12 protein-coding genes are annotated in these 17,879 nt (G+C 65.5%); 5 read left to right on the top strand and 7 right to left on the bottom strand.

Features of this window, described 5'->3' with window-relative positions; translation table 11 throughout:
- Positions 1-44 precede the first annotated feature (44 nt).
- Together acs and EKM57_RS01175 are read left to right on the top strand one after the other, a co-directional pair.
- Positions 45-1,973, top strand: coding sequence for an acetate--CoA ligase (acs, locus tag EKM57_RS01170; protein WP_129790628.1), 1,929 nt, complete (start codon positions 45-47; stop codon positions 1,971-1,973).
- The gene (locus EKM57_RS01175; protein WP_243450841.1) at positions 1,973-2,947 is read left to right on the top strand and encodes a glucokinase; all 975 of its coding nucleotides are present in this window, start codon (positions 1,973-1,975) and stop codon (positions 2,945-2,947) included. The genes acs and EKM57_RS01175 overlap by 1 nt, the downstream gene beginning before the upstream one ends.
- Positions 2,948-3,008: 61 nt before the next feature.
- Here EKM57_RS01175 and EKM57_RS01180 read toward each other — a convergent pair whose 3' ends face one another.
- Positions 3,009-3,908, bottom strand: coding sequence for a M23 family metallopeptidase (locus tag EKM57_RS01180; RefSeq protein ID WP_129790629.1), 900 nt, complete (start codon positions 3,906-3,908; stop codon positions 3,009-3,011).
- Between the two features lie 21 nt (positions 3,909-3,929).
- The gene (locus tag EKM57_RS01185; RefSeq protein ID WP_129790630.1) at positions 3,930-4,163 is read right to left on the bottom strand and encodes a hypothetical protein; all 234 of its coding nucleotides are present in this window, start codon (positions 4,161-4,163) and stop codon (positions 3,930-3,932) included.
- 117 nt (positions 4,164-4,280) lie between these two features.
- Between EKM57_RS01185 and EKM57_RS01190 the strand changes: the two genes are divergently transcribed.
- Both EKM57_RS01190 and EKM57_RS01195 read left to right on the top strand, forming a co-directional pair.
- Positions 4,281-4,553 (top strand): hypothetical protein, encoded by a 273-nt coding sequence (locus tag EKM57_RS01190; protein WP_129790631.1) that lies wholly within the window; start codon positions 4,281-4,283, stop codon positions 4,551-4,553.
- 109 nt (positions 4,554-4,662) lie between these two features.
- On the top strand, positions 4,663-6,954 hold the full coding sequence (locus EKM57_RS01195) for a bifunctional diguanylate cyclase/phosphodiesterase (protein ID WP_129790632.1): 2,292 nt from the start codon (positions 4,663-4,665) through the stop codon (positions 6,952-6,954).
- A gap of 872 nt (positions 6,955-7,826) precedes the next feature.
- Here the strand turns inward: EKM57_RS01195 and EKM57_RS01200 are convergent.
- On the bottom strand, positions 7,827-8,234 hold the full coding sequence (locus tag EKM57_RS01200; protein WP_129790633.1) for a glyoxalase/bleomycin resistance/extradiol dioxygenase family protein: 408 nt from the start codon (positions 8,232-8,234) through the stop codon (positions 7,827-7,829).
- 188 nt (positions 8,235-8,422) lie between these two features.
- On the opposite strand from EKM57_RS01200, the gene EKM57_RS01205 reads away from it, so the two are divergent.
- Positions 8,423-10,951, top strand: coding sequence for a glycoside hydrolase family 9 protein (locus tag EKM57_RS01205; RefSeq protein WP_129790634.1), 2,529 nt, complete (start codon positions 8,423-8,425; stop codon positions 10,949-10,951).
- A 227-nt stretch (positions 10,952-11,178) separates the two neighbouring features.
- Here EKM57_RS01205 and EKM57_RS01210 read toward each other — a convergent pair whose 3' ends face one another.
- The 4 genes from EKM57_RS01210 to EKM57_RS01225 form a co-directional block, all read right to left on the bottom strand.
- Positions 11,179-12,654: a tryptophan halogenase family protein gene (locus tag EKM57_RS01210; RefSeq protein WP_243450842.1), complete on the bottom strand. Its 1,476-nt coding sequence runs from the start codon at positions 12,652-12,654 to the stop codon at positions 11,179-11,181.
- A 27-nt stretch (positions 12,655-12,681) separates the two neighbouring features.
- A complete protein-coding gene (locus EKM57_RS01215; protein WP_129791026.1) occupies positions 12,682-13,698 on the bottom strand; it encodes a cupin-like domain-containing protein in 1,017 nt (338 codons plus the stop codon).
- A gap of 32 nt (positions 13,699-13,730) precedes the next feature.
- The gene (locus tag EKM57_RS01220; protein ID WP_129790636.1) at positions 13,731-14,456 is read right to left on the bottom strand and encodes a SapC family protein; all 726 of its coding nucleotides are present in this window, start codon (positions 14,454-14,456) and stop codon (positions 13,731-13,733) included.
- Between the two features lie 200 nt (positions 14,457-14,656).
- A complete protein-coding gene (locus EKM57_RS01225) occupies positions 14,657-17,812 on the bottom strand; it encodes a TonB-dependent receptor (RefSeq protein WP_129790637.1) in 3,156 nt (1,051 codons plus the stop codon).
- Between the last annotated feature and the right edge of the window lie 67 nt (positions 17,813-17,879).

Raw genomic sequence — 17,879 nt, forward strand, 5'->3', positions numbered from 1 at the left:
CGCCCAGCGGGTAAGGGTCCGGCAAACGACAAGGTGGAGTGGTCATGTCGGACCGGATTCCGCCCCCTTCGGGCGCGACCGAGAGAAGTCATTGCGATGCCTCGCAATATGAAGCGATGTATCGGCGGTCGCTGGAGGATCCGGATGGCTTCTGGGCCGATCAGGCCGAGCGGATCGAATGGATAAGGACGCCGACCCGTATCTCCAACTGGTCGTTCGATCCGGTCGACATCAAATGGTATGAGGACGGAACCCTCAACCTTTGCCACAATTGCGTCGACCGCCATCTGGAGGCGCGCTCGGCCGAGCCGGCGATCCTCTGGGAGGGCGACGAGCCGGGTGTGACCCGGACGCTGACCTACGGCGAGCTCTACGCCGAGGTGACGCGAATGGCGAGTTGCCTGAAGGCGCTCGGCGCCGGCAAGGGCGACCGGGTCACGATCTACATGCCGATGATTCCGGAGGCGGCGGTGGCGATGCTCGCCTGCGCCCGGATCGGCGCCATCCACAGCGTCGTGTTCGGCGGCTTCTCGCCCGAGGCTCTGCATGGGAGGATCGTCGATTGCGCGAGCCGCATCGTCGTGACCGCCGACGGCGGAAGGCGCGGCGGCCGACTGGTGCCGATCAAGGCCAATGTCGACGCGGCCGTCGACAAGGGCGCGCAGGTTGATGCCGTGTTGGTCGTCCGACACCTGGGCAATGACGTCGCGATGCAGGATGGCCGCGATCATTGGTACGACGCATTGCGAGAGACGGTTCCCGATACCTGCCCTTGCGAGCCGATGAACGCCGAGGATCCCCTGTTCATTCTCTACACGTCGGGATCGACCGGGAAGCCCAAGGGCGTGCTGCACACGACCGGCGGCTATGCGGTGTGGACCGCGGCGACCTTCCATTATGTGTTCGATTATGAGCCGGGCGAACTGTTCTGGTGCACCGCCGATGTCGGCTGGGTGACGGGTCACTCCTATGTCGTCTACGGACCGCTCGCGAACGGCGCGACGACCCTGATGTTCGAAGGCGTACCCAACTATCCGGACAGTAGCCGCTTCTGGGAGGTGATAGAGCGCCACAGGGTCAACATCTTCTATACCGCGCCAACCGCGATCCGGGCGCTGATGCGCGAAGGCGACGCGCCGGTGACGAAGCACGACCGTTCATCGCTGCGACTGATCGGGACGGTAGGTGAGCCGATCAATCCCGAGGCCTGGCTGTGGTACTGGCGAACCGTCGGCGACGAAAAGTGTCCGGTGGTCGACACCTGGTGGCAGACCGAAACCGGAGGGATCATGATCACCACCCTGCCCGGCGCGCACGACATGAAGCCGGGATCGGCGGGGAGGCCCTTCTTCGGCGTAGTGCCGCAGCTGGTCGACAATGACGGCAACCCGTTGGACGGGGCGGCATCGGGAAATCTGTGCATCGTCCGCTCCTGGCCGGGGCAGATGCGCACGGTCTACGGCGACCATGAACGGTTCGTGCAGACCTATTTCAGCCACTATCGCGGCAAATATTTCACCGGCGACGGCAGCCGATGCGACGAGGATGGCTATTGGTGGATTACCGGCCGGGTCGACGACGTGCTCAATATCTCCGGTCACCGGCTGGGGACGGCCGAGATCGAGTCCGCGCTCGTCAGCCATCCGGCCGTCGCGGAGGCGGCGGTGGTCGGCTACCCGCACGTTCTCAAGGGTCAGGGGATCTACTGCTACGTCACTCTGGTCGTCGGCGTTGACCCGAGCGATGAGCTGGAGAGGGAACTGCGCCAGCATGTCCGCGAAGAGATCAGCCCGATCGCGACGCCGGACTTGATCCACTTCACCCCCGCTTTGCCCAAGACCCGATCGGGCAAGATCATGCGCCGCATCCTCCGCAAGATCGCCGAAAACGATTATAGTGCGCTCGGCGACATCTCGACCTTGGCCGAACCGGCCCTGGTCGACGACCTCATTGCGGGCCGGCGGAACCGTTGATGGCGCCCGACCGGCCGATGCGCATCGTGGCAGGAGACATAGGCGGCACCAATGCGCGTTTCGCCATCGCCGAGCTGGTTCCGGGGCAGCGGCCGAGGCTGAGTGACGTCAAGCTCTACCCGACTGCGGACCATGACGGTTTGCCCTCCGCCTGGGAGGCGTTCGACGCCGACTTCGACGAGCCGATGCCGCGCGCTGCGGCGATCGGCGTGGCGACCGGTCTGGGCGAGGACGTGCTGCGCTTCGCCAATAACGACTGGGTGATCGACCAGCGGACGCTTGCGGGCGAACTCGGGCTCGACCGGCTGCTGCTCCTCAACGACTTCGGCGCCATGGCCCATGGCGTCAGCGTTCTCGGCCCGGACGAGCTTGGCCATATCAAGGACCCGCAAGGAGCGCTCCCCGAACAGGGCGTAACGACGGTGATCGGGCCCGGGACGGGCCTCGGCGTCGCGATGATCCTGAGACGCGGCGCCCACGTCCACATCATCGAGACCGAGGGCGCACATATGGGTTTCGCGCCGCTCGACGAGGAAGAGGAGAGAATCGAGCATGAGCTGAGGATCCGCTACGGCCGCTGCTCGGTAGAGCGGGTCGTCTCCGGCCCCGGCCTGCTCGATCTCTATCGCGCGCTCGGCGGCCGCACCTATGATGACGACATCGCTTTGTGGACGGCGGCGCTCAAGGGCAACGATCCGGCAGCGACGGAGGCGCTCGAGCGGCTGGTCAAGGCGTTCGGATCGGCCGCCGGCGACCTCGCCCTCGCCCATGGCTCGAACGCGGTGGTGATCAGCAGCGGACTTTCGAAGCGCATGGCCGTGCAGCTGCGCACCCGATTGTTCACCGGGCGCTTCGTTGCCAAGGGCCGCTACAGACGGCGGATGGAGGCGATGCCGGTGCGGCTGGTGCTACACGATCAGCCCGGCCTGCTCGGTGCGGCCGTCGCCTTCCAGCGGGAGGTGCTTGGGCGGTAAAGACGGTCCTCTGCTCCGCCGCGGTGCGCATCCTTTGCGTCCGATGGATAGCGGCGCCCCGTCAGCCTGAGTAAAGACGATTACGGACGGGAACGGCACCGCCGAACGACATCGGCACGCCCGTCCCACTCTCGGGATCCACAGCATGGATGTGGAGGTGAGGCTCGGTCGTGTTTCCGGAATTGCCGACCAGGCCGACCGGATCTCCGGCGGCGAGCCGGTTGCCCGGCGCAACCTCGACGCTTCCCCGCCGAAGGTGCGCGAGCTCCACGTTGACCTCGCCGCACTCGATCACGACATGGTTGCCGGCCGGGTTGTCGGGATCCGCCTGGGGCGGGACAAGATCGGGTAAGCCGTCGCGAGCGGAAAGAACGGTGCCCTCGCAGGGACTGACGACGGCCGCGCCGTAGATCACATAACGATCGAGATCCCCCGGCAGAATCCCGCTGGCACGGAAGCCGGCACGACCGATGGCGGTGAGGTCCGCGGCAAATTGCTGCTGTCGGTGACCGGCATGGCCGTTCAGGAGGCCGATGCCGCCCCCCTGCCCGACCATGAAGCGCCCGTCCCGGAGGGGAAAAGCCAGGGTGCGGGCTCCGGCAGGCGGCGCCATCCCCGAGGCGACATAGGCCAGGCCGGCCGAGAACAGGGCGATCGTGAGCATTGTCGTCCATTTGCTCCGAAGCAGGGACGGCCCCGCATCCACGCGCCAAGGACGCCCGCCGTGCTTCACGAGCGAACGCAGCACCGCGGCCGCGAAGACGGCCAGCAGGAGAATGCGGGTGTAATGACCCGCAATGTCCCAGCGGCCGACGAGGAAGACGAGGGCCAGGACGAGGGCTGATTCGACCACGATGAGCAACCACGCCGCCGAGGTCTGCTCGTCGAGACGCCACACCCGCCAGGCATAAAGGAGCGGCATGCCGATGCAGACCAGCAGCAGGATGACGACGAAGATCATGCTCGTCCGGCGCCGCGGGCGCTAGCCGGCCCGCGAGCCGGCCAGAGGTGCCCGGATCTCCCCGACGACGAGCTCGTCTATCTCGAGCCGCCTGATCCGCCCCGATCCAATCGAAAGACGTCCGATCGCGAAGGCGCCGACGGCAAGGGCTCCGACAGCAAGGGCGCCGATCGCCAGGGCGCCGGCTCGAGCGGCGCCGAGTGTGAGGGTAGCCGACCACTCCCCGGGCTTGGTCATGGCGCGCAGTAGGTTCATGTGATGTCTCTCCTTAAGCCCCGACTCCAACGCCTTCGGAGCATGGCCGGTTTCGCAACGTGTCGGCTCATCTCGCCAGGACCTTGTGTCGCCAGGGATCGGCCCTAGCTTCAGTCGATGGATTTCGACGACCAGCTGCGCCGCTATTTCGGGACGGCAGACCTCGCCGCACTGCCAGGGCCGGCGCTCGCCGCCGGTATCGAGCGGATGAAGGTCGACCTGGGGCTGGAGCGCGACCGGAGCCGTCGCTTCGCGCTCTGGGCGCTGCTGCACATGCTCGGCGAGGCGCCGGACCTCGACGTGACGTTCGAGAACGAGCGCGACCGCGAGGCCGCGCGCAATTTCATGGACCTGGCCCATCGGGCTGGCGAGGCCGAAGGAATGCGCTGAGGCGCGCAGGAATGGCGGCCATTGCCGGGGTGCAATTGGTCAATTCGGTAACGATTGCACGCTATGCTTACGAACCTCGGCACTCCACGAAACCCGATTCGAATTGAAGATGACTCGCGCACTTTTTCGAAGCCCCTGGAAAGCGCTCCTGCTGGCGCTGTTCGTCGGGTTCGCCTTCGGAATAGGCCAGATCGGCGAGCCGATCGAAAATATCATGCAGGCGGCGCGATTCAAGCTGCGGAGCCACCCGGCCAGCGGCTCGATCGTGCTGGTCGCAATCGACGACAGGAGCGTCGCCGAGATCGGAAAGGTTCCTTGGAACGGAGGACAGCTTGCGGGCCTCGTACAGCGGCTCGATGCGGCCGGGGCCCGGCGGCTCCATCTTGACTCCGATTTCGCGGAGCTCGGCTCGCCGGCACAGGCCGCGCAGCTGGAATCGGCATTGTCGAACTTGCGTGCCGAACTGCTGCTGCCCGCCCGCTTCTCGATAGATCTCGTGACCGGCGCTCGATCGGATCACCTGCCGCCCGCCCGCTTCGCGCGCCACGCTCGCCTCGTGAACACGAACTTGTTCGTCTGGTGGGACGGGGCGGTATGGCAGCATCCCGAAGGCGCCATCGTCGGCGGTCGTTTGCTGCCATCCCTCGGCTCCGTGCTCGGCCGATCGGACCAAATCTCTACCGACCTCTTCCACATTGATTATGCCGCCGACGTTCGGTCCCTTACCGTGGTGAGCGCAAGCGATATCCTGAACGGCCGCATTCGGCCGCAGCTGCTCGCCGGCAAGGATGTGGTCGTCGGCCGAACGGACTTCGGCGCGGAGCATCACCGGGTTCCCGGCGCGACCCACGCGCCTGCGATCCTGTTCCATCTTGCTGCCGCGGAAACGCTGCTGTCCGGGCGGCCGGTCAATCTCGGATGGGGACTTCCGCTAGTCCTCGGCCTGTTCCTCTCTGCAGCGCTCCTGCAACTGAGACGCCGCTGGATTGCCGTGACCCTGCTAAGCGCGGCTGCCGCCGCCGCAATTGCCGGCCCGATTATGCTCGAGGAGCAGCAGATACACGTCCAGATCATACCGGCGATGGCCGCCATCATTACGGCCGCCCTGATTCGCCTGGTCGCCAGCCTGCGGCGCTCCTACCAGACCCGCGGGACCACCAACATCGTCACGGGCATGCCGAACCTTCAGGCGCTGCAGCGCTCGCAGCTGAACGGCGGGGTCGTCGTCGCGGCGAGGGTCAAGAACTATGCGCAGATCACGGCGACGCTGCCGCCTCAGCAGGAAAAGGAGCTCGTCGAACAGATCGTGGCCCGGCTCGAATTCGGTGCAGGCGGGGCGACCACCTACCAGGCGGACCAGGGCGTCTTCGTCTGGGTGGCCGACAACAATATGGGCGACGGAGTAATCCAGCAGCTCGAAGGGCTCCAGGCCCTGTTCCGCAGCCCTATCGTCATAGAGACACGCCTCATCGACCTGTCGATCACCTTCGGCCTCGACGTTGACGGCTCGAGGCCGCTGGCGCAACGCGCGTCGAGCGCGCTGGTCGCCGCGGACGATGCCGCCCGCGAGGGAAAAAGGTGGGCGAGCTTCAACCCGGCCAGCGTCGAGGATGCGGATTGGTCGATGTCGCTGCTCGCACGACTCGACCACGCGATCGACAATGACGAGCTATGGGTCGCCTACCAGCCGAAGATCGATTGCCGGAGCGGCCGTGTAGTCGGGGCGGAAGCGCTGGTCCGTTGGACCCATCCGGAAAAGGGCCAGGTCTATCCGGACCAGTTCATCGCCGCGGCCGAACAGGGCGGTCGGATCGAGCGACTCACCTACTTCGTGCTGGACAATGCGCTTGCGTCCGCTGCCCGGATCAACGGCCGCCGTCGCCGATTCAGCATCGCCGTCAACCTATCGGTGCTGCTGCTCGATAGCGAGAATCTTGTCCCGACGGTCGAGGCCCTGCTTGCGAGGTATAATCTCGCACCGCAGTTGCTGACGCTCGAAGTGACCGAGACCTCGACCCTGGCAAGCGGCGCCGCTCAGATCGCCAATCTGGAGCGGCTAAGCCGCATGGGCGTCCAGCTCTCGATCGACGATTACGGCACCGGCTTCTCGACCCTCGAATATCTGAAACGGATCCCCGCCTCGGAGATCAAGATCGACCGCAGCTTCATCAGCATGCTCAACAAGTCGCAGAGCGACCGCATCATGGTCAACTCGACGATCCAGCTCGCCCATTCCCTCGGCCGCAAGGTCGTCGCCGAGGGTGTGGAGAACGAGGATATCCTGCGGGAACTGAAGCGCATGCGGTGCGACATCGTTCAGGGATTCCACACCGGGCGGCCGGTGCCCATCGCCGAGCTCATCGAGCAGTTCGGATTGAACAGGCCCAGCCGAGCAGCTTGAACCGACGCTTCTTCCGGTCCCTGTAAGCACGAGATCAGGGTCCGGCCAGCGACGCTGCAGTCTCCATTTCCATTCCTTTCGAGTCGCCGAGTCGCATCAGCGAAACGGGGCCGTTGCGCGTCCGACCGCCATTTCAGCTAAGCGCGCGCGCCCTGCCCTCGCGGTCCTGCCGCTCCGCGGCGAACGCGCCGAAGCCGGCATTCAGTGCCCAAAACCCATCGTAAACACCTGATCGCGCTAGATTTTCCGGATCGGCATGAACCTGATGCCGTCAATGCGCGTGCCGGCTGCCCCGGCTCGGGACTCGATTGTCCACAATCGGGAAAATTAATACTTTGTTTACCATCTGATCGCTGGTAAAGACGTTGTTAGGTAGAAATGACTCTGCCGGAATATGGGAGGTTGGACCATGTGGGCATGGCTTATGGGCGGCGGCTCTTGGCGCTGAACTGATCAATTACGAAACATAAAGTCCCGCCTCTGGCGGGACTTTTCATTTTAGGACCGCGGCAGGATGGAATCTGGGGCGGCAGACCGCTCCGGGGTGCCGGCGAGCACTTGCCGAAAGAACCCCCGCTCTCCGCACTTCCGAACCCGATCGGCCGGGGGCGGGCATCTGGATTCCGGGCCGGCCGATGCGGACGTCGCCGCTTCAGATGAAGGCGGCCAGGGTGGGCCCGAAAACCCACCTGATCTCCCCGTCGTCGTCACCCCCCCCGCTGCGGATCATCGTGCCAGGCACGTCGGGCCACGGCTGCTGGTCGCACTCGCGACAAAGCGGGACGGCCGCGCCGCATCCACTCCCGGCGCGCTGGGTGCGCAAACTACCGAGCTTGCGGATAGTCGCGCCTGTCGCCCCGGGGCCGGCGCGACTAGGCCTTCGCAGGCCCTCCGATCGACCAGTCGACGGCGAATGGGTCGCGAAGCGAGCCGTAGCGATCGCCCCAGAACTGATTCTCGAGGGGCATCTTGATCTCGCAGCCGGCAGCGACGGCGCGCTCCCACCAGGCGTCGGGATCGTCGACCTGGAGGTGGATGGTGAAGCCCCCCATCTCGCGTACCTTGCTCTGAGAATATTCGGGGAACTCGTCCGACATCAGAAGCGAGCCGCCGTTGATTCGCAGATGTACATGCATAAGCCGGCCATCCTCGGCCTCGTTCGTGAAAACCTCCTCGGCGGCGAACGCCTGCTTGTAGAAATCCGCGGCGTCGCGGGCGCGGCCGCCCTTCGGGTGCAGGTAGCAGGAGATCGGGCTAGGACTGGGAGGCTGATCGGTCATCGTTACTGCCCTCGGCTATCCGCATAGAGGTATGACGGGGTCTACGGCTGGCGGCAATATCGCCCACGCCAGGTCGATCGCCTCAGTCGGCATGCCGATTCCCTCCGTTGGCGCTTTGCCTCGGCGCGCGCGTATGTTAGCGCTCACATCAAATAGCCGTGAGAGCGACGACGAAAGGGGAGCGAAGCATGCGAAAGGCGCGTCACCTGTTCGGGATCTGCGCCCTGGTGCTTTCGGCAGGGCTCGCCCCTCGCTCTGCCTCGGCCCAGGACCTCGTGCTCAACGAGGCCGGTTACTTCGAGACGCAGGGCGTCAACTACCTCGTCTTCAGCAACTGGTATGACGGCCTGTTCGCCGACGCGAAGATCAGCGGCGTGGAGATCGTCCAGCGGGATTGGCGCACCGTCACCAATGGTGACGTGCGCCTTTCGGCGACGCCGGGCCAGTGGGATCCGATCGGGCGGATGATCGACCGGACCGTCGATCCCGAAAGCGGAGCGATCGAGGTGCGGCTGGAATATCCCGGTCATGATTTCCGCTACCGGATTCGTGCGGAACGGCGGCCGGGCGGGGCGATCGGCGTCGCGGTGATCCTGGACGAGCCGCTACCGGCGGCGCTGGCCGGTCGCGCCGGATTCAACCTAGAATTCCTCCCTGCCGCATACTTCCACCGCAGCTTCATGGCGGACGGAATCGGCGGGACCTTCCCACTGCATCCTTCGGCGACGATGGTCGCAAGCGGCGAGCGACTGCCTTCGAGCGGACGCGACGTGGGGCCCGGCGCGGAGGCCCTCCCCTTCGCCAGCGGCCGGACGATCGTGTTCGCGCCCGAGGATCCGGCGCGGCGTGTCACCGTGACCTCCAAAGGCGCCCCGATGAACCTCTATGACGGGCGCAATCAGGCCCAGAACGGCTGGTTCGTGCTCCGGAGCGAGCTTCCGTCCGATCGGGCAGGCCGGGTGGTCGAATGGACGATCCGGGCGAACGGCGACCCCGACTGGATACGTGCGCCGGTGATCGGCCATTCGCAGCTGGGCTATGCGCCCGCCCAGGCCAAGGTGGCGGTGATCGAGCTCGATCCGAACGACCGGCCGACCGGCCCGGCGCGGCTGCTCCGGGTAGGCGCCGATGGGACGCTGACCACCGTGCTTGAAGCGGAGCCGGAGCCGTGGGGACGCTATCTCCGGTACGATTATCGCCGGTTCGACTTCGGCGCGGTGCGTGACCCCGGCATCTACCTGCTGGAATATGGCGGCACCCGCACGGCAACCTTCCGCATCGCACCGGACATCTATGCCGAAGCCTGGCATCCCAGCATGGACGTGTTCCTGCCGGTCCAGATGGACCATATGTTCGTCAACGAGGCTTACCGGGTCTGGCACGGCGATCCGCATCGCGACGATGCCCGACAGGCACCGCTCGATCACGAGCATATCGATCTCTACCGCCAGGGGCCGACCACCGACACGCGCTTCGCGCCCGGCGAGCACATTCCCGGTCTCGCGGTCGGCGGCTGGCTCGACGCCGGCGACTTCGACCAGCGCACCCAGACCCAATATGCGGTGGTGCGTAGCCTCGTCGACATCTGGGAGCGGTACAGGCCGGAGCGCGACACGACCTGGATCGACCAGCAAAGGCGCCGCGTGGAGTTGCACGTGCCGGACGGACGGCCCGACATCCTCCAGCAGATTTCACACGGCACGTTGCAGCTCGCGGCCCAGTTCGACGCGGTCGGCCATGCCGTTCACGGCATCGTCGAGCCGGACGTGGCGCAATATACCCATCTCGGCGACGCCGGCAGCAAGACCGACGGGCTCGTCTACGATCCCTCGCTCGCGCCCGGTGAGGAGCAAGGCGGTCGCAGCGGCACGCCCGACGACCGATGGGCCTTCACCAGCCGAGCCTCAGCGCTCAACTTCGGATCGATCGCGGCACTGGCGGCCGCAAGCCGGGCGCTGCGCGGCCATGACGATAGGCTCGCGGCCCGATCGCTCGAGATCGCGCGGCGGGTCTGGACCGAGGAGCAAAGCCGACCGCCTTTCACCTTCCGCCACGGCAACACGACCGGCGGGCCGCTCGACACCGAGGAATTCACCGCCGCGGTCGAGCTGTTGATCGCCACCGGCGAGCGCGAATATGCCGACCGGATCGCGGCGTTGTGGCCGGCGCTCGCCGACCGCTTCCCGACCCACGCCGTGCTGGCGGTGCGGGCGATGCCACACATGCCGGCGAGCTTCCGCGGGCAGCTGGAGACGGCAACGCGGACCTATGCGGCCGGCGCGGCGGAGAGGTTGCGCGCCAATCCCTATGGCGTGCCGATCACCGAGGGTGGCTGGGCCGGCAACGGCGCGGTGATCCAGGCGGGACTGTTGGACTATGCGCTGCACAAGGCTTTTCCGCAGATCGTCGACGGATCGGCCGTGTTCCGGGCGCTGGACTATCTCCACGGCACCCATCCGGGGCACGATCTGTCCTTCGTGTCGGGCGTCGGCACGCGCTCGAAGGAAATCGCCTACGGCAGCAACCGGGCGGATTTCTCGTTCATCGCCGGCGGGGTGGTGCCGGGCGTGCTGATCGTCCGGCCGGACCTGCCCGAGAACAGCGAATCCTGGCCCTTCTTCTGGGGCGAGAACGAATATGTCGTGAATATGGGGCCGGCTTATGTGGCTTTGGTTCACGCGGCGATGGATCTGCTGGGAGAGGTTCGGCCAGAGTAAAGCGAACGCGCACGGCCTTCCGGGAGGGGAATGCCGACCGGCTCCATGTCCGAGACCGTTCGCATTGCCGACCTGGCCTCATTGACTGCTCGTTGCATTCCTCGCCATTGTCCTGGCGGGCGGATTTGCGATCCGGCGGTCGCGAAATAGGCTGAACCTGCCCCTCCACCATCCTCGCGGGTGTCCCCCCTTCCCTCAGCCTGCGGCGACTGGGAGGAACCGGGACCTCAACCCTCCTTGGCCGAGCAATATTCGTCGAGAAACGCCTGGTGCTCGGGCAGCTTCGCCACGGCGCGGTCGATACTGGCGCTGATGTCGGCGAGGGCCTGGCGGAGCTGGTCGGGGCGCATGAGGCGGGCGAGGTGATGATAGCCGCGGGGCTGGAGGCCCTGGCCGAGCATGACCTGGACCCAGCTGTCGACGCGGAACAGCTCGTCCGAAGCCTGGTAGGCGGTCGCATTGTCGCGGAAGAGCGCGATCCGCTGGGCGAGCGAGTCCGGTATGTCGAGATCGCGCATCCGCCGCCAGAAGTCGCCGTCGTCGCGCTCGGTCAGGTGATAATGGAGGATGATGAAGTCGCGTATGCCCTCCGCCTCGCGCCGCGACTGTTCGTTGAAGCGGTCGATCACCGCCGGGCTGACACCCGCGAAGGGAAAGTTCTGGATCAGGCGCGTCACCGCCACGTTGATGAGGTGGATGCTGGTCGACTCGAGCGGCTCGACGAAGCCGCTGGCGAGGCCCAAGGCGATGCAATTACGGTCCCACACCTTCAGGCGGCGCCCGGCGCGGAAGCGGATCAGGCGCGGGTCGGTGATGAGTTCGCCCTCGAGGCGGTCGAGCAGCATGCGATGCGCGTCGTCTTCGGACAGGTGATCGCTGCAGTAGACGAACCCGTTGCCGACCCGATGCTGGAGCGGGATCCGCCATTGCCAGCCGGCCTCATGCGCGATGGCGCGCGTGTAGGGCAGAGCGGGGCCCACCGAGCGGGTCTGTACCGCCAGCGCGCTGTCGGTGGGGAGCCAGTGACTCCAATCCTCGAAGCCCGCCTTCAACGTCTGCTCGATCAGCAGGCCGCGAAACCCGGTGCAGTCGATGAACAGGTCGCCCTCAACCGTCTCGCCGGACTCGAGCAGCAGGGCGTGGATGAACCCGGTCTCGGTATGCTGGCGGACCTGTTTGATCTTGCCTTCGATACGCCGGACGCCGGCGGTTTCGGTGAGGGCGCGCAGGTAGCGGGCGTAGAGTGAGGCCTCGAGATGGTAAGCGTAGCTGAGCTTGCCATCCGCTCCCGTATAGAACTTGCCGGCTTTGGCGGCCTGAAGCTCGAAGCAATAGTCGCCGAAGTCGCCGGCAAATCCCTGCGCACGTCCTTCCAGCCAGAAATGCTGGAAATCCCCCATCCAGGTGGATTTTCCGGTGATGCCGAAGGCGTGGAAGTAGCGTTCGCCAATTCGGCCCCAATCCTCGAACGATATGCCGAGCTTGAAGCTCGATCGGGTAGCGCAGACGAACTCGCGCTCGTCCGCTCCAAGGAGGTGGTGGAACGTTCGGGTGGTGGGGATGGTCGATTCCCCGACGCCGACCGTGCCGATCTCGTCCGATTCGACGAGAGCGATGTCGACCAGAGGCCCGAGTTGCCGCGCCAGGGCAGTCGCGGCGAGCCAGCCGGCCGTGCCCCCTCCTGCGATGACGACACGTTTCACCTTCTGCCCCTCCAAGCCCGTCCTCCCTCAGCGATTAAGGCGATTGAGCAGCAGGGCGCGCAGGCGGCGCGCTTTGGCCTCGTCGAGCGGACCCAGGTCGCCGCGGGCATGCTTGGGCAGATGCGCTGCGGCACGATCCGCCGGCCCGAAGACATAGTGATCGAACAGCGCCCGCCACGCCCTTTTCTCGGGCTCCGGCCGGTCACGAAGGCTGAGCAGGCCATGAAGCAAGGTGTTCATCGGCGTGTCGATGAAGGCCGGCGTCGGGTTCCACCAATAGTTGATCATCACGTTGAAGTCGTCGAGCGCCTCGACATGGTGCCACCAGAGCGCGGGATAGAAGAGCACGTCGCCGGTCTCGAGCTCGGCCACCCGCGCTGCGGCGAGGGCAGAGGCGAAGCGCGGATAGGTTTCGAGGTCGGGGGCGCGAAGGTCGACCATGCTGACCACCTGGCCGCCGGGCGTCGGCTCGAGTGGTCCAGGATAGAGATTATGCACCTGGTCGGGCGGGAAGAGGGTGAATCGCCGTCGCCCCACCATGCAGCAGGCCAGATTGTTCGACATGTCGTAATGGGTCGAAGCGATGGTCCGGTTGCCGATCCAGATGCTGACCAGCGGCGGGACGGGGCCGAAGCAGGCAGGGTCGAGGCCGAGATCATTCTTTGCCCTCAGGCCGGGCAGATAGAGGTCGAGATCCGTCGAGCCGATGTAGAAGCTCGGGCCGTCGGCTTCCCCAAGATGCGCCGCGATACGATCGAGGAATTGATGGAGCGGAACGCGGCCCGCTTCGAAGTTGAGGCCGGTCAGGTCCTGATTGTAGAAGAAGCGGCCGCCAATTTCCGGGCTTCCCGTGTAGCCGACGACGGGCCTGCCACCATCGAAGGATTTGAGATAGTCGATGGCCGCGGCCGCGGATTCGCGACCACGCATGACCAGGGACCAGTTTGCCGCGAGCCCTTTGAGCACGACCGGCTGCTGCGCCTCGAGCAGGGAGTCGAGCGAGAGATCGCCCGGCGCTACGCCCGCTTCCTCCCGAACCTTCATCGCGGTTCCAGCTTCGGCCTGGGGCGATTGGTTCATGCTCTGCGCCGCCGGTTCTTGAGCTCGATCAACCGGCTCACATTACCGAGCGAAGCCGCGGCCAAAAAGGCCGCGCGCAGGAACCCGCCGCTGTGCAGCCGCTCCAACGCCGCCCCGTCCAGGGCGGCGAGCCGGGCTTCGTCGATCGTATGAACGTCCGGAACGACATATTGCTCGGCGTCGTCGAGCTGGATCTCGACGGCCACGGGCCTGATCAGGTCCAGTGCTCCGAACGCCGCGAACATCGGACCGCTAACCTCCAGCCCTTGGTGTATCACCCGCAGGACGGTTGAGACATGTTCGAGATAGGGCGAGTTCCCGCCTTGCGGACGGAAGACGGGCTCGCCCTCGATCCTGCTTATTCGCGGGTGATCGAGGTCGACATGGATCATCGGCTCGCGCCGGATCTCGCCCCCTTCCTCACGCGCCTGAAAGCCGATCATGAACGGACCGCGTCGCTGCACGGCCGGGACGTACCGCGCCTTCCAACCTTCTGCGTCGAGGAAGAGATTCTCATCCTTTTCGAGGCCGAGCAAGGCCACGGACTGGAAGTCGCCGCTCGAATCCCTGCGGAACAATATCGGATATTCCCGCTGAACCTCCTCATACTCGGTGGGGAAGACCAGCACCTGGTTGACCGAGTCGCCAAATTCAGGCGCGTGGCGGGTCACGACCCGCAGGTCGGCATGGTCGATATTGTTGAGGAGGACGGCGTTGGTCATGTGCTGGCTTCGGGGCCGGACACGCGGCATGCGGCGGCCGGGGCATGATGGAACAATAAGGGAAGAGGCTCAACGGAGCCGAGAAAAGAAGTCGAAGTTCCGCCGCGACGGGAAAGCCTCGGAGAAAAGATGGAGGGGCTGACTATTGCCATACCCCTCCACCACCCTTTGGACCTGGTGAGCAGGCCGCCGCTGGCAAGCTAGAACCGATATCGCGCCCCGAAGATGAAGCGCGGCTTCAGCTCCTGCGCGAACCAGAGGTTGCTGCGGTCACGGCCGTAGGTCACGACCGGCTCGCTGGTGATGTTGATCGCCTCGAAGGCCAGCGAGATGCGATCGGTGACGTCGTAGCTGATGTTCAGGTCCAACGTTCCGAACGGCGCGACGAACACGGGATTACGGTCGCCGCCACCGCGATTGGTCGCTGCCAAGAACTTGTCGCGCCAATTATAGGCGAGACGGGCCGAGAAGCCGTAATTCTCGTAAATCAGGGTGACGTTGTAGCTGTCGCTGAGGCCGAGCAAGGCGAACTGGTCGACGCTCGGATCGGCCCCGACGTCGATCGTCACGTCGCCGTTCACCATCGTGTAGGAGCCGGCGACTCCGAAGCCGGTATCGCCGAGAAAATATTGCCCGGCCAGCTCGATGCCGTGGATCTCGCCCGTTCGATTGTTGACCGGCTGCTGCACGGCGAACTGGAACAAGGGGTCATCCTCGTTCGGAACGATGTCGACTTGCGCCAACAGCTGGTCCACGAAGCCCTGATCGAGCTCGCCGTCGGAGAAGTTGGCCTGGAACTCGTTCGTGGCCGCGGCGACGTCGCCGCCATTCTGGACGATCAGGGCGGTCATCGTGAACAGATGCACGTCGCTGGTATCGATGCCGAGAGTCCGCAGCGCCTCCAGGGCATCGCCCGAGCGGGTACCGGGCAGACCAGAACCCGGGTCGCGCAGGCCGAACAAGGTCTGCGAGACCTGCGCCGAACCGACGAAATTCTTGACTCGCTTCAGGAAGTAGCCCGCCGAAATGTAGCTGGATGGCGCGAAATACCACTCCGCTGCGATGTCGAAATTGGTGGAGATCAACGGATCCAGGTCGGCATTGCCGCTGTTGCCGGAAGCCACGCCGCCGAGCGCCGTTGGCCGAGGCGGCGGATTGGCCGCGTTCGACACGAACAGATTGCCGAAGTCCGGCCGGGCCAGAGTGCGGCTCGCCGAGGCGCGCAAGATCACGTCGTCGACGATCTCGAGCCGGAAATCGACCGCCGGCAGGAAGTTGCTGTAGCGACCCTCCTGGGTAATCGGCTGGAAGGTGGCGGAGACGATGCGAGAAAAGTCGTTGTCCGAACGCCAGATGATGTTCTCCGGCACGGCCGCGAGCGCGGTCGAGTCGACGCGGGTCTCCTCGTAGCGCGCGCCCGCCACGACCGTGGCCGGACGCCCGCCGATGTCGCCGCTCCAGGTGAGCTGGCCATAAATGGCCCAGATCTTTTCCTCGACGGTGTTGAAGTCGTCACTCGTGACACTCACCGGCCTGCCCCGCTGGACGTAAGCGGCCGACAGCGCCTCGTAGAGGTCGACCGCATTTCCGCGGAATCCGATGAGCGAGGCCCCCGAAGCCTGGGGATCGAAGTGATCGAACCGGCAGGTTCCGCAGAAGACCTCGACCAGTCCCGGCGCGAGCTGCTGCACGTCGCCCGGATTGTCGATGCCCCAGTCGCCGAGGATCTGCTCCGTCTGGACCCGGGCGCTCGTCATGCGCGAGTCGATATAGTCGCCGCCGACGTCCAGCCGCAGGCGATCGTCGATTTCCCACCCGATATCGGCCCGAAGCTCGCGGATCCGATGCCTTTGCCTGGAGGCGTTGGTGCGCCCGACCTGGCTGCCCAGATCGCCGACATCGAGCGTGCCGTTGCCGTTGCCCTTGATCGAGTCGTCGATCGAGATGCTCTGGACCGGAAAGCCGCCGCTATAGTCGACCGAATGGGCCGTGATCACCGGCGCGCCGATGCTGACCAGGGTCGAGCTTGTCCCGTTCGGCGCGTTGGGGCGACTGTTCGCTTCGGAAATGTGCCCGTCGAGATTAACGGTGATGGCGTCGGTCACCTCCCAGCGGGCGTTAACGCCATAGGATTCGAGCGTATCCTCGACGGCTCGGAACTGCTGCTCGAAGCCGGCATCTTTCACGCCCGCGATATTCTCCTGGAGAAACACCGTCGTGGCGACCACGGGATTGTCGTCGAAGCGGACCTGCGCGAACGGCCGGTTGAACCAGTTGGTCTGATCGGTCCGCTGCTCCTCCAGGCGATTGCGCGCGTACAGGGCGTCGGCGGTAAGGGTGAGGCCGTCGAACGGCCTGAACTGGATCACCGCCTGGCCGTTGATCCGCTCCCGCTCCGACTCGGAGAAATGGTAGCGGCTGTCGCTGGGTATCGACACGAGCGGATCGCCCTCGGGCAAATTCTCGATCTGGGTATTGGCATTGACGAAGGTGGTACCCTCGAGGAAGGCGCTGAGGCGCCGGATGTTCCAGTTGTTCGACGTCGCGCTCGCCGCAGCGCTGTCGCGCCGCTGATAGGCGCCGAAAAGCGAGATGCCGATCCGCTCGCTTGGATCGACCCAGCTGAGCACGCCGGAGACTTCGGGGGTCACGTCATTGCCGCGATCGACGCTCGAATCGTGCACGGCGCGCACACCGATGCTTCCCGACAATCCGGTGAGGCCGACGTCGAGCGGCCGGTTGGTGACGACGTTGATGGCCGCGCCGATGCCGCCCGATGGAATGGCCGGACGCCCCGTCTTGTAGACTTCGAGCGTCCGCACGCCTTCGGAGGCGAGATTGGAGAAGTCGAAGGAGCGGCCCGTCGCGCGATTGAAGTCGACGCTCTGGTCGCCGCCGACGACGTTCACGTTTGAGGCCGGCATCTGCCGGCCGTTCAGCGTGACAAGATTGAAGGCTCCGCCAAAGCCGCGCACCGTCACCTCGGAACCCTCGCCATTGACGCGGTCGATCGACACGCCGGGGATGCGTTGGAGCGACTCGGCGAGGTTGGTGTCGGGGAATTTGCCGATATCCTCTGCGGAAATGGCGTCGACGATGCCCTCGGAGTTGCGGCGGATGTCGATCGCGCGATCGAGACTGGCGCGGATGCCGGTGACGATGATGGCTTCCTCGCCGTCGGCGGCCTGCGCCCCTTCGGTCGGTGAGGCGGTCTCTTGATCGCCCGCATCCTGAGCCGAAGCGGGCGCGGCGATCAGCGCGAAGGCCGATACGCCTGCGGCCAGGGCGGTGCGGAGCAGCGGGAGCGTCCGTGATCCCTGGCGGGCGGACGGATTCCGGGTATCGAGTGCGCGCATATATCCTCCCCTTGTTGCCAGCTCTTTCGGCCGGCTCATGTCATGTCATGGCGCGCGATATCTGGTA

Source organism: Sphingosinicella sp. CPCC 101087 (assembly GCF_004151485.1).
Classification (GTDB): Bacteria; Pseudomonadota; Alphaproteobacteria; order Sphingomonadales; family Sphingomonadaceae; genus Allosphingosinicella.